The organism is Flavobacterium sp. B114r, assembly GCF_056824125.1.
In genome coordinates, this window is sequence record NZ_CP124858.1 from 225,211 (window position 1) to 238,041 (window position 12,831).

Below are 12,831 nucleotides of genomic sequence, written 5' to 3' on the forward strand. Positions count from 1 at the left end.
TGGATGATTTTTTTATATTTGTGAAAATCAAATCTAGAATTAATGAAAAAGAATACAGCCTTACTCCTATTATTATTGGTTACGACGCTAACTTTTGCTCAAAGAAGAGAAAAAATAAAAGGATCTAAAATCGTAACTACTTCAGTAAAAGAAGTAGGGGAATTTGATGGTATTGAAGCCGATGACAACTTGGAAGTTTACCTGGAAAAAGGAGAAAAAAACGAAATAAAAATTGAAGCCGACGATAATTTACATGATATTATCGGGATGGATTTAAGAGAAAAAGTCCTTCGCTTATACACTTCAAAAGAAAGTACAATTTATAAAAAACTAATCGTACGTGTTACTTATACCAACTCACTAAAACAAGTAATTGCTAAAAATGACGCTGTGATTTATGCGATACAAGAACTTCAGTTAGAGGATATCACTTTTAATACTTTTGATTTTTCGAAATTATTCCTGAATGTAAATTCAAAAAAATTCACATTATTTGCTGATGACAAATCCAAAACCGAATTGAATTTAAAATCAGAAGACGCTAATTTACAACTAAGCAAAAATGCGTCAATTAAAACATTAGTATCAGCAATAAAATTCAAATGCGATTTGTACCAGAAAGCTGTTGCTAATATTGAAGGAATTGCCGAAAAAGCAACGATTCGGTTAGACAACAATTCAATCTTTACAGGAACAAAATTTACTTTGAAAGAAGCTAATGTTACCGCTGAAAATTATGCAATTGGATCAGTTTTGGCAGATACTACAATTTCGATCGCTCTTGGAGACAAAGCAGAGCTTTCTCTTTTTGGAAGCCCGGTCATTACCCTGACTCGTTTTTCTGAAGAAGCAAAACTGATTAAGAAAATTAAGTAGTTTTTTTAGTCTCAGTTTTTAGTCACATTTTTCAGTCTCAGTTTATAGTCACAGTTTGCAGTGAGATCGCTTACAAAATAAAAAGTCCCAATCGATTTAAGATTGGGACTTTTATTTTATAGTTCTGTTCACATTTCAATAACTGAAAACTGAGAATGAAAACTTACTCTTTTGAAGCTAAATATCTCTCAGCATCTAATGCAGCCATACATCCTGTTCCGGCAGCAGTAATTGCCTGACGATATACATGATCAGCAGCATCTCCCGCTACGAAAACACCATCAACATTTGTTTTAGATGTTCCGGGAACGTTTACAATATATCCTGTTTCATCAAGAGTAATATAATCTGCAAAAATATCTGTATTTGGTTTGTGTCCAATGGCTACGAAAAATCCTGTAGCAGGAATTTCAATAACTTCACCTGTAGTTTTGTTCAACGCTTTAATTGCGTGTACTACTTGTTGGTCACCTAATACTTCAATAGTATCGTGGTTCAATAAAATTTCGATATTTTCAGTTTTACGAACGCGTTCTTCCATAATTTTAGAAGCCCTGAATTTTTCGCTTCTTACTAACATCGTTACTTTTTTACAAAGTTTAGATAAGTAATGTGCTTCTTCACAAGCAGAATCTCCAGCTCCAACAATTACAACTTCCTGGTTACGGTAGAAAAATCCGTCACAAACAGCACAAGCAGAAACTCCGCCACCCATTTGCAAATAATGTTGTTCTGATGGTAATCCTAAATATTTAGCAGATGCACCTGTCGAAATAATAACAGTTTCGCAGTGTAATTCGATAGAATCGTTAATCCAAACTTTTTTAATATCTCCTGAAAAATCAACTTTAGTAGCCCAGCCATCACGAATATCTGAACCAAAGCGTTTTGCTTGCTCTTGCAATTGAATCATCATTTCAGGTCCTGTAACACCATCAACATAACCAGGGAAATTTTCCACTTCATTTGTCGTAGTCAATTGACCGCCAGGTTGCATTCCTTGATATAAAACTGGATTCATATTTGCTCTGGCTGCATAAATAGCCGCAGTATAACCTGCTGGACCAGAACCAATAATTAGGCATTTAATTTTTTCGATTGTATCTGACATAATATGTATAGTTTTAAGTGATGCAAAGGTAAACTTTATTATAAAAAAGTACCATCAAATCAAATCCTAAATAACTATCTCAAAATAAGTTTTATTTATTTTAATATTTTTCTTTTGTAATTCGAATTTATTACTATCTTTGCATCCGCTTACGGGGTGTAGCGTAGCCCGGTTATCGCGCCTGCTTTGGGAGCAGGAGGCCGCAGGTTCGAATCCTGCCACCCCGACAAAAGTCTTTTCATCTTCTTGAAAAGGCTTTTTTTTTGTATAAAACTGAAAATCAATTCAAAAACAATTCGGATCAAACGCAAAAGTTGGGGATTATGCAAAAATATTGCATAATCTGAATAAGAAAAAATCTACTTTTCGTACTCCTCTAAATTGACTTCTAAATGCTTTTACTTTGGCATTAAAAGATTCTGCTGAAGCATTTGTACTTCTATTGTCAAAATAGTTTAAGATTGACTGGTAATTAACCGTTATGGTATTTAAAAGGATATTAAAATTTTTAAACCCTGACTCCTCTACATTCCTGTACCAATGTGCCAGTTTGGTCATCGCAATGTGTTTATTGTTATTATTGTTGTAAATACCTCGTAGTTGTTGGGTTAAACTGTATGCTTTTTTAATATCTGGATATAAGCCAAATAACAATTGGGCTCGTTCGTTTTGTCTTTCGGTCCATTTATCGCGGGATTTATAAAGAACATATCTACTTCTGGCGAGCAACTGTTTTACAGAGTCTCCATTAGATAAAAGATCTGGGAGATAAGTTTTGTTTTCTCTTTTCGCTTGTAATATCAATCGATTCTCAGTATCCATAGCTTCCCAACGATATTTTATTCTAATCTCCTGTAATGCTTCTAGAGCTAATTTTTGAACATGAAATCTGTCGGTAACCTGTACCGCTCTTGGAAAACATCTTTTGGAGATCAACTTCATGGAATTAGCCATGTCAAGTGTTATTTCTTGGACATAACTTCTTTTTTTGTAATCAATTTTACAGATATGTTCAATGACCTGATCTGCCTTTGTTCCAGCAACAATAGCAACTAAGCATCCTTTTTTACCTCTAGCTTCCTTATTGGTTACAATAGTAAAAAGTTCACCCTGAGACAAGGCTACTTCGTCAATTGACAAGTGGGTACCTATATTTTCAGGATAAATAATCCACTCATGTGCATGTTCACGTGGAGCCCACGTACTAAAGGAGCTTAAAAATTTTTTGTATTGTCTTTGTAATTTTTTCCCATTGACTCCAAAGAAACCTCCAATGGTACGACAGTCAATAGCAGTTTTATCTATTAATTTCTTTTAAAAAAGCCGCAAACTCTTGAGTCATGCGGGTTCCTTTAGCCACTAAATTCCAATCTCTTTTAACGATCTCACCTGTATTTTTATTAGTCCAGCGACGTCTTTTGATATGTAAATACACGAACTTACCCCTCAGAGGAAAGTCCTGTATGGTAATCTCATCTTGAAAACCCTTGGAGACTAATTGAAGATCACTAAACTCTTCTGGAGGTTTAGCATGCTCTTCAAAATAGAGGTGTAATATTTCTTCGCTATTAGTAGAGGAAACTACTTCAAAATGGTTAACTAAAAAATCAGGAAGCATAAACTTCAAAAGTTCTATAGGGGTCATATAAAATTCTTAGATTACAAAGTTCTTATTTTATTTTGACATTTCCTCCCCAAGCTTTGCGCTTCATCCAACAATTCCGTTTCAAATATAGACCGTGGTTTCAACTATGGGAAACGTTTTATGATAATGCATCATAAATAATATATTTGTAAAAAATATTGCGCCCAAACGGTTGAAACCGTTGGCTATGTTTGAATATTACAAACAAGAAGCATGGTTATAATAATCCACTTGAAATCGAGAAAACCTTGGCATCAAATAAAAAAACTCTGATGACATTTGATCTTCAGAGTTTTTTTTAAGATTTTCCAGCAAAAATCTACCTTTATTATTTACTTCTCAGTAGCAATATAGGCAGGATATGATTCACGACTAGGCAAATCAAATTTTTCATCATAAGGTTGGATCCCATCGCCATTACTGAATAATGCTACACGTTTTACACCAGTTGCCGTACTGCCGCCAATACCATTGACAACATTTTGAATATTACCAGGACCTGCAAAACGGGTGATACACATTTTTTCGAGTTTTACATTTGGACTATTCGGTATTTCAAAACCATTTTTCTTGTTTACGATTCCACCATTTCCTGTAAAAACTGCGTAAGACCCCATTCCTATACTGTGATGTTCTTTGACTGTATTTGCTACTTTGAATGCTGCATAACCATCAACCCTTCCATCCTGACTACTCCAGCTTGCCTGATTTGGAGCATCGTACGGCGGTTCGTTTTGAAAGAAAAAAGTCCTGCCTCGTTCTCCTAACCACAACACTTCATATTCTTGATAATGTTCTGCAAATAAAGCATAAAGTGTAACATCATCACCAACAACAATAAGTCCGTTTTTACACCTGTCTCTTGCCCAACGAACATCTCCGCCTTTTTGTGAACCATGATCGGCACGCCACAACCAGAAATGATCCCCGACTACATTGTTGCTGTTTATTTGCATAGAAGTTTGTATCTGAATATTTTTTGACTGAACTCCTCCTACCCTACAAGTAATATCTGTAAGCAAGATAGGATCTGCAGAATGGTCAGCATTTGCGCCTTCGTCACCAATTCTAACTTGATACGTTGTACTGTTGAATGAATCCATAAGAAGTCCGGCAATGATAATTCCGTCTTTGTCGTCAGCAAAAATACATCCCCAAGTATTCTTTTCAGTAGGCTCTAAAGTTACCGAAGCTATTCCGGCACCCAGAAGTATTGCATCTTTTTTATTTACCTGAATAGGAGCATTCAACGCATAATGCCCTGGTGTAAAAAATATATTTTTACCGGCTTTTAGCGCATTATTGATTTCTACATCAGTGTCGCCTTCTTTGGCAACATACCAATCCATAAGCAAATCCTGAATTTTACCTTTGCCCATATCTGTTGCAGACCAGGAAACCCCCACTCTATCCTTTTGCCATGCGGGAACAAACACTTTGTATTCGCCATCATTATCAATAAAAAGAAAAGGTTTTTCTCTGATAATAGGTGTCACAGGAATTGGAGAATTGGCATCATCTGCTTGTGGAGGATTCACGCAGCCTTGCCAAACCATATTGTATGAACCGCCCATAGCTCCTGAGCCTGAAGGAAAAACAGCATTCCTGGTGTACCATTGTTGTTGTCCGCCCCAGTCTGGTCTTGTTGATGTATAATGAGTATCAGCAATAAAACCACCGCTGCCCCAGAAGTTAGTGTCACCAATATCCGAGATATATTTAGAAGTACTTTCAATCGACATTCTTCGTGCACTGGTAGATTGAGAAACTGTCCAGGCAAAATCTCGCATTACAGCCACATTTTCAACAGAACGCCAAAATGTACATGTAGCATTTGCTCCTCCCGAAAGGTGAGGCCTTGTAAATATAGAACCCAACTTTACATCTGATGGCACTTTGCCTAAACCTCCAATATGAGAATAGAATCCTAATTCTATTGAATTAGCAGTCGCCGATGATGCGGAACCCGATCCACCAGAATCATACGTTTGACCTTTAATATTAGCTTTAAAATAATAGGCCTGACGTTTTGTAGTAAACTCACCATTTGATCCGCCGAGACCAATAGCACCAAACTGCGAATTAATTTCGTTTCGGGCAGTTTCTGCTTTTTCATATTTTCTATCGTAGAAATACATATTGTCACCAAAAATTTGATTCTCCAACGAAATTATTAAGGCTATATCATTGCGGGTAACTTTATAATAGTTCTCATATTTATCTGCGTTTGGCTTATTGTCTGTAAATGTCAATTTTGAAGTCGAGCCAAGAGCAATAAAATCTGATGCCAAACGACTGCCTGCTTTTGTAATTACATAATTTCCTGAAGTACCAAATGCCGGCCATGATAATACTACGTTATGTTTCTTCTTGTTGTAAACAATCTTGCCTTGTATCTTATTGTCTTGTTTTTTTTCATCTGATAAATTTGATGTTATAAAACTGCATAGAATCAACATAAACGCAAATGCTGTAAATATTGAGATTAACTTTTTAATCATAAATAATCTTTTTGGGTTTGATAATAGTATCGTTTTAAGAATCCCAAAATAGCAATAATCTTTGACCTATCTGTCCGTTTTTATTCTCAATTTTCTCATCAAAAACTATACAAAGCCTCAATTTATCTTGTAATAGCAATGCTAAAAGTTAAAAACGAAATGATAAGAGATTTGTAATTGTAAAAATTACAGACGGAGACTTTTATTAAAGAAGAGAAATTGATTTAAGAAAAGAGCATTTCATTCAGATCAATTAACATTCAAAGAAATACCATTGCACTTAAACAAGAAGAGCCGCAGGTAAAAATCCTGCGGCTCAACAATATTATTTTGAAAAGACTTTTTGTTAATTTCACAACATTGCAACAGCTTCTATTTCAACAAAAACATCGTTTCTAAACAATCCTTTAACCTCTACAAGTGTACTTGTTGGCGGCATATCAAGATTAATAAACTGGTCTCTTGCCTCTCTGTATCCTGCGATTTGCGAAATATCGGTTATAAAAATTCCCAGTTTTACAATATCATTGAGAGTAGCTCCGCATGTTTCTAAAATGCTTTTGATATTTTCAAAAATTTGAATTGATTGTGTCGCTACATCATTACCAACTAATTCGCCTTGCTTGTTAAGTGGAATTTGCCCGGAAAGGATAATCATTTTCTGGTTTTCAAATGGAATTACAACTGCCTGAGATAATCCTTTAATCTCAAATACTTTTTCTGAATTTTTAAATTTTGACATTTTTTATAAATTAGTTTTTACAAAGATCTATTACATTCTTTATTTCGATTTTTCTTAAAACGCCTTACTACATGACTATTCGTGTCAATCTAAGTTATTTGTATTTACAAAAATTAATAGTAAGAATATTTATACATTCACAAAAAAAATATTATGAACGTTATAAAACAAACAGGAGACCAAGATTCATATCCGGGAACACATATTATTATAACATCAGATAAAATTGGTAAAACAGAAATTTGTCGACAACAGCATAAGACACCATTTCATAAACAGAATTTATTGAAAGATCATTTTTTGTTATTTGCAATAGAAGGATCAAATGAATTGCAGATTGGCAATCAACTTTATTCAGTGAAAAAAGGTGAAATGTTACTAATAAAAAAGGCCACTTATGTTGAAATTCTAAAAACTGGAGATGCATTAAATGATTTCATGTACGAAAGTGTGTCTTTTTCCTTAAAGAAAGATATCATTATTGATTTTATTAAATTGATAGAAATGGATCATTATTCAGAATTAGAAAATTATGACAAAGCAATAATTCATCCGTATGGAGAACGTTTAAAATCATTCCTGACTTCATTGAAACCCTATTTTGATGACAACGAAACTATAAAAACAGGATTGTTTAAACTAAAAATTTTAGAATTACTTTATGATCTTTCACAAGCTAATCCAACGTTTTTAAATCAGTTAATAAATATCGATCGCAATGAAACCAGAGATTTGTTAAAAACGATAGAACAACATTATCTACAGCCTTATTCTCTACAGGAACTGGCCTACATATCCGGAAGAAGCTTATCAACTTTTCGTCGGGAATTTGAGTCTTTGTTTCATATAACTCCTGCAAAATGGATTCAGGAAAAACGATTACATAAAGCAAAGGAACTATTTCTTACTACGCAATTGACAATTGCAGATGTATGTTACGAAGTGGGTTACGAGAACGTTTCTCATTTTTCTCGTTTGTATAAAAGTCATTTTGGATATAATCCTAGTGAAACTAAAAAACAGAGAAGTTAAAAAACATTTCAAAAAATAATAGATTGAAAACTAGACAATTTCGCAAAAATCCAAAAAATCAATAAGTAAATCAAAATTTAACACCAAAAAATTTATTTTTTGAACCTAAACGTCATATCAACCCTTTTAAATGAAAAACAATAATAAAACAGAAAGAAATTTCGGCACTAATTTTCGTAACAAGAAGAAATAAAATTCAACAAAACACGTACCATACCACGATTAATCGAAGTTTCTTAAATGTTAACAAAATAGATTTTCAGAAACCATAAATAATTGTATTTTTACGGTTCAAAATTCAGAAAATAAATGGGCAAAATCATTGCGATTGCTAATCAAAAAGGAGGCGTTGGAAAAACTACTACATCAGTAAATCTTGCGGCCTCATTGGGTGTTTTAGAAAAAAAAGTATTATTGATTGATGCTGATCCTCAAGCCAATGCTACATCTGGCCTTGGGATTGATGTAGAATCTGTTGAGATTGGTACCTACCAGATACTTGAACACAGCAACACCCCAAAAGAAACCATTATAAAATGTTCAGCTGTAAATGTTGATGTGATCCCGGCTCACATTGATCTTGTTGCCATCGAAATCGAATTGGTTGACAAAGAAAACAGAGAATATATGCTTAAAAAAGCGTTAGAAAGTGTAAAAGACGAATATGATTATATCATTATCGACTGTGCACCTTCATTGGGTTTACTAACTTTGAATGCCTTAACAGCAGCTGACTCAGTAGTAATTCCAATTCAATGTGAATATTTTGCACTTGAAGGATTAGGAAAATTATTGAATACCATAAAAAGTATTCAAAAAATACACAACCCGGACCTTGATATCGAAGGATTGTTACTAACCATGTACGATTCAAGATTACGTTTATCAAATCAGGTTGTAGAAGAGGTTCAAAAACACTTCAACGATATGGTTTTTGATACCGTTATCCAGCGAAATGTAAAATTAAGCGAGGCTCCAAGTTTTGGCGAAAGCATCATAAACTATGACGCAACAAGCAAAGGAGCGGTTAATTATATTAATTTAGCGCAAGAAATTATAAAGAAAAACAGCAAATAGTTTTTATGACAAAAGCAATTAAAAAACAAGCCTTAGGACGAGGATTATCAGCATTATTAAAAGATCCGGAAAACGACATTACATCAGTAGAAGACAAAAATGCTGACAAAGTTGTTGGAAACATCATTGAGCTTGAAATAAGTGCTATCGAAATAAATCCTTTTCAGCCAAGAAGTAATTTTAATGAAGAGTCGTTACGAGAATTAGCGACTTCTATTAAAGAACTTGGTGTGATTCAACCTATTACTGTTCGAAAATTAGACTTCAACAAATACCAATTAATTTCTGGAGAGCGTCGTTTACGCGCTTCAACATTAGTAGGCCTGACTCATGTTCCTGCATATATTCGTATTGCAAATGACAACGAATCATTAGTTATGGCTTTGGTTGAAAATATTCAGCGCCATGACTTAGACCCAATTGAGATCGCACTTTCGTACCAACGTTTGATTGATGAAATTCAATTAACACAGGAACAAATGAGCGAGCGTGTTGGAAAAAAACGTTCTACAATTGCCAATTATTTACGTCTTTTAAAACTTGACCCAATTATTCAAACGGGTATTCGTGATGGTTTTATCAGCATGGGACACGGTAGAGCAATTATCAACATTGAAGATTTAGACATTCAGACTGATATCTATCAAAAAATAGTCAGCCAAAACTTATCTGTTCGTGAAACAGAAAGTCTGGTAAAAAATTATCATGAAAGCCTGAAACCAAAACCGGAAGGAAAAGCCAGGGCAGAATCGACTTTTGAAATTCTCGAAGAGAAAAAAAGTGTCTTTAATGATTATTTTGGTGCGAAAGTTGATGTAAAAGTTGCCGGCAACGGAAAAGGAAAAATTACAATTCCTTTTAATTCTGAAGCCGACTTTAATAGAATTATAAAATTAATAAACGGATAGTGAATAAGATTGTCCCCATAAGTCTATTGTTCTTTTTCATAGGAACCGTTTCTCTTTTTGCCCAGGTAAAAAAAGAAACGGTTTTAGCTGTTAAAGACACTAGCAAGTTACAAGAAATAGACCCGCTTACACCGGCAAAAGCAGCCTTTTACTCGGCTATATTACCCGGTTTAGGTCAGGCGTACAACAAAAAATACTGGAAAATTCCTTTAGTTTACGGAGCAATTGGTACCAGTTTATATTTTTATCTTGATAACAATAAAAAATACCACGATTATCGCGATGCCTACAAACGAAGATTAGAAGGTTATAACGACGATAACTATCAGTTTCTGGATGAAAGCAGGCTTGTTGCAGGTCAAAAATTCTATCAGCGAAACAGAGACTTATCAGCTTTATTTGTTGTAGCTTTTTATGCCTTAAACATTATAGATGCCAATGTTGATGCTGCTCTGATTCAGTTCAACGTAAGCGAGCGACTATCAATGACTCCGGAGGTATACCCCAACGATATAACTTTCAGACCAAACGTTGGATTAACTTTTAATTACCACTTTTAAATAGCTTGTGTTATTTAAACTCAAAAAATATATAAAATGAAAATTGCGCTTTTAGGATACGGAAAAATGGGTAAAGTAATCGAACGAATTGCTTTAGAAAGAGGTCATGAAATTGTTTTAAAGAAAGATGAATTCAACACATACGACGGACTTTCTTTGGCTGACGTTGCAATCGACTTTAGTGTTCCAACTGCTGCAGTAAGCAACATCTCAAGCTGTTTTAACAACAATGTACCTGTGGTTTCAGGAACGACAGGGTGGTTAGAGCATTTTGACGAAATGACTGCACTTTGCAATGAAAAACAAGGTGGTTTTATATCAAGTTCAAATTTTAGTTTAGGAGTTAATATTTTCTTTGAACTAAATGAATATCTGGCTAAAATCATGTCACAATTTGATTCTTATAAAGTGACTATGGAAGAAATTCATCATACTCAAAAATTAGATGCCCCAAGCGGAACAGCTATTTCTTTGGCAAAAGGTGTTATCGAAAATAGTAACTATGCAAATTGGACTTTAGACCAGGCTCAAGCAAATGAAATTCATATCGAAGCTAAAAGAATTGGTGATGTTCCGGGAACTCACACCGTAACTTATGACTCAATTGTAGACAGCATCGAATTAAAACATACTGCACATAACCGCGAAGGTTTTGCTCTGGGCGCTGTAATTGCCGCTGAATGGCTTGCCGGTAAAAAAGGTATCTACAGCATGAAAGATGTATTAAACTTAAAATAACAGATTGAAATTTTAAGGCCGAAACTAAAAAGCCTTAAAACTCGAAACTTTAAACAAAATATTATGACTCTATATCTTTGGTTTGTATTTTTCTTAGCTGTACAGGTAATTCACTTTCTGGGAACCTGGAAATTATATCAGGCAGCCGGAAGAAAAAGTTGGGAAGCTGCGATTCCGGTTTACAACTCCATAATTTTAATGAAAATAATCAGTCGACCAACCTGGTGGACTATATTACTTTTTATTCCTATTATTAACTTGATTATGTTTCCTGTAATTTGGGTAGAAACATTAAGAACCTTTGGCAAAAAATCTACGTTAGATACATTATTAGGAATTTTTACTTTTGGTTTTTATATCTATTATGTCAATTATACCCAAAAATTAGAGTATAATGCCAATAGAGAATTAAGACCTCAAAACAAAACTGCAGATACTATAAGTTCATTACTTTTTGCTATTATCGTAGCAACATTAGTACACACGTATGTAGTACAACCTTATACAATTCCGACTTCATCATTAGAAAAATCATTATTAGTTGGTGACTTTTTGTTTGTAAGCAAAGTCAATTATGGTCCTCGTGTACCTATGACTACCGTAGCATTACCTATGGTTCACGACACAATACCATTCTTAAAAAGAAAATCATACTTAAGCTGGCCACAATTACCTTATTTCAGATTACCTGCGATAGAAAAGATAAAAAGATCAGACATTGTTGTTTTTAACTGGCCAGTTGATACCGTTCATTATTTTTATGAGCCAAAGGGAAGACCGGGAATTATAAAACCTATTGATAAAAAATCAAATTACGTAAAAAGATGTGTTGGTATTCCTGGTGACAGTTTATCAATTGTAGACGGTTTTGTTTTTATCAACGGAAAAAAATTAGTTTTACCGGAACGTGCTAAACCTCAATACTCTTATATTGTTGCATTTGACGGAAAAACACCTGTTGACTTACAATCTCTAGTAAAAGAATTAGACATCACTGATGGAGGTTATTTTAAAAATGAGCAAACAAGAGATACAATTTACTTCACGGCTTTAACAGAAGCAAGTGCAGAACGCTTTAAAAACACTCCTGGTGTGAGCGGCGTAATTAGACAAATTGACAGAGGAAATGATAATGCGATATTCCCTCATATCAACAAATGGAGCCAGGATAATTTTGGACCAATTTACATCCCTCAAGCTGGAAAAACAGTTGCATTAACAAATGAATCTTTGCCATTTTACAAAGAGATCATTACAAAATACGAAGGAAACACTTTGCAGTTAGACGGTTCACATTTTTTAATAAACGGAAAACAGGCTACTACATACACCTTTAAACAAGATTATTACTGGATGATGGGAGACAACCGTCATAACTCTGAAGACAGCCGTTATTGGGGATATGTTCCTGCAGATCATATTGTAGGGAAACCAGTTTTTATCTGGATGAGCTGGGACACGAACGGAAAAGGAATAAACAAAGTTCGCTGGGACAGGGTTTTTACCACTGTTGACGGCGAAGGACAACCACAATCTTACTTTAAATACTTCCTTATTATTCTTGCCGCTTATTTTATTGGTGACTATTTCTGGAGAAAAAGAAAAGAAAACAAAGCATAAAAAAAATAGTTATTTTTGTTT

General features: G+C 34.3%; 12 protein-coding genes and 1 tRNA gene. 8 read left to right on the forward strand and 5 right to left on the reverse strand.

Annotated elements, in window-relative coordinates; all coding sequences use genetic code 11:
* Nucleotides 1-42 precede the first annotated feature (42 nt).
* Complete coding sequence (locus QLQ94_RS01090) at nt 43-876, forward strand: GIN domain-containing protein (RefSeq protein ID WP_271335279.1); 834 nt, start codon at nt 43-45, stop codon at nt 874-876.
* Between the two features lie 163 nt (nt 877-1,039).
* Here the strand turns inward: QLQ94_RS01090 and trxB are convergent, their stop codons facing one another.
* Complete coding sequence (gene trxB / locus QLQ94_RS01095) at nt 1,040-1,987, reverse strand: thioredoxin-disulfide reductase (RefSeq protein WP_271338734.1); 948 nt, start codon at nt 1,985-1,987, stop codon at nt 1,040-1,042.
* Between the two features lie 152 nt (nt 1,988-2,139).
* Between trxB and QLQ94_RS01100 the strand changes: the two genes are divergently transcribed.
* Nucleotides 2,140-2,214: transfer RNA gene (locus tag QLQ94_RS01100), tRNA-Pro, on the forward strand.
* Between the two features lie 94 nt (nt 2,215-2,308).
* Here the strand turns inward: QLQ94_RS01100 and QLQ94_RS01105 are convergent.
* The 4 genes from QLQ94_RS01105 to QLQ94_RS01120 form a co-directional block, all read right to left on the reverse strand.
* Nucleotides 2,309-3,292, reverse strand: coding sequence for an ISAon1 family transposase (locus QLQ94_RS01105; protein WP_482499938.1), 984 nt, complete (start codon nt 3,290-3,292; stop codon nt 2,309-2,311).
* Nucleotides 3,285-3,632: an ISAon1 family transposase N-terminal region protein gene (locus QLQ94_RS01110; RefSeq protein ID WP_271338800.1), complete on the reverse strand. Its 348-nt coding sequence runs from the start codon at nt 3,630-3,632 to the stop codon at nt 3,285-3,287. Before QLQ94_RS01110 ends, QLQ94_RS01105 begins: the two co-directional genes overlap by 8 nt.
* A gap of 332 nt (nt 3,633-3,964) precedes the next feature.
* Nucleotides 3,965-6,133 carry a hypothetical protein gene (locus QLQ94_RS01115; RefSeq protein WP_482498882.1) on the reverse strand — a complete coding sequence of 723 codons (2,169 nt, stop codon included), beginning with the start codon at nt 6,131-6,133 and terminating at the stop codon, nt 3,965-3,967.
* Nucleotides 6,134-6,485: 352 nt separating this feature from the next.
* On the reverse strand, nt 6,486-6,875 hold the full coding sequence (locus QLQ94_RS01120) for a RidA family protein (RefSeq protein WP_271337446.1): 390 nt from the start codon (nt 6,873-6,875) through the stop codon (nt 6,486-6,488).
* 153 nt (nt 6,876-7,028) lie between these two features.
* Between QLQ94_RS01120 and QLQ94_RS01125 the strand changes: the two genes are divergently transcribed.
* From QLQ94_RS01125 to lepB, 6 genes are all read left to right on the forward strand, one after another.
* Nucleotides 7,029-7,907, forward strand: a complete 879-nt coding sequence (locus QLQ94_RS01125) for a helix-turn-helix domain-containing protein (protein ID WP_271337445.1) — start codon at nt 7,029-7,031, stop codon at nt 7,905-7,907.
* Nucleotides 7,908-8,216: 309 nt separating this feature from the next.
* Nucleotides 8,217-8,984, forward strand: a complete 768-nt coding sequence (locus QLQ94_RS01130; RefSeq protein WP_213306802.1) for a ParA family protein — start codon at nt 8,217-8,219, stop codon at nt 8,982-8,984.
* A 5-nt stretch (nt 8,985-8,989) separates the two neighbouring features.
* Nucleotides 8,990-9,892 carry a ParB/RepB/Spo0J family partition protein gene (locus tag QLQ94_RS01135; RefSeq protein ID WP_271337444.1) on the forward strand — a complete coding sequence of 301 codons (903 nt, stop codon included), beginning with the start codon at nt 8,990-8,992 and terminating at the stop codon, nt 9,890-9,892.
* Entirely contained in the window at nt 9,892-10,452 is a 561-nt protein-coding gene (locus QLQ94_RS01140) for a DUF5683 domain-containing protein (protein WP_271337443.1), read from the forward strand. Before QLQ94_RS01135 ends, QLQ94_RS01140 begins: the two co-directional genes overlap by 1 nt.
* A 36-nt stretch (nt 10,453-10,488) precedes the next feature.
* Complete coding sequence (gene dapB, locus QLQ94_RS01145; protein WP_271337442.1) at nt 10,489-11,190, forward strand: 4-hydroxy-tetrahydrodipicolinate reductase; 702 nt, start codon at nt 10,489-10,491, stop codon at nt 11,188-11,190.
* A 63-nt stretch (nt 11,191-11,253) separates the two neighbouring features.
* Complete coding sequence (gene lepB / locus QLQ94_RS01150; RefSeq protein WP_271337441.1) at nt 11,254-12,810, forward strand: signal peptidase I; 1,557 nt, start codon at nt 11,254-11,256, stop codon at nt 12,808-12,810.
* The last annotated feature ends 21 nt before the right edge of the window (nt 12,811-12,831 follow it).

What these genes read in the sequence shown, in the direction of transcription:
- lepB (WP_271337441.1), top strand. Translation starts at nt 11,254, where the DNA reads ATGACTCTATATCTTTGGTTTGTATTTTTCTTAGCTGTACAGGTAATT.
- QLQ94_RS01120 (WP_271337446.1), bottom strand. Translation starts at nt 6,875, where the DNA reads ATGTCAAAATTTAAAAATTCAGAAAAAGTATTTGAGATTAAAGGATTA.
- trxB (WP_271338734.1), bottom strand. Translation starts at nt 1,987, where the DNA reads ATGTCAGATACAATCGAAAAAATTAAATGCCTAATTATTGGTTCTGGT.
- dapB (WP_271337442.1), top strand. Translation starts at nt 10,489, where the DNA reads ATGAAAATTGCGCTTTTAGGATACGGAAAAATGGGTAAAGTAATCGAA.
- QLQ94_RS01115 (WP_482498882.1), bottom strand. Translation starts at nt 6,133, where the DNA reads ATGATTAAAAAGTTAATCTCAATATTTACAGCATTTGCGTTTATGTTG.
- QLQ94_RS01130 (WP_213306802.1), top strand. Translation starts at nt 8,217, where the DNA reads ATGGGCAAAATCATTGCGATTGCTAATCAAAAAGGAGGCGTTGGAAAA.
- QLQ94_RS01135 (WP_271337444.1), top strand. Translation starts at nt 8,990, where the DNA reads ATGACAAAAGCAATTAAAAAACAAGCCTTAGGACGAGGATTATCAGCA.
- QLQ94_RS01125 (WP_271337445.1), top strand. Translation starts at nt 7,029, where the DNA reads ATGAACGTTATAAAACAAACAGGAGACCAAGATTCATATCCGGGAACA.
- QLQ94_RS01090 (WP_271335279.1), top strand. Translation starts at nt 43, where the DNA reads ATGAAAAAGAATACAGCCTTACTCCTATTATTATTGGTTACGACGCTA.
- QLQ94_RS01110 (WP_271338800.1), bottom strand. Translation starts at nt 3,632, where the DNA reads ATGACCCCTATAGAACTTTTGAAGTTTATGCTTCCTGATTTTTTAGTT.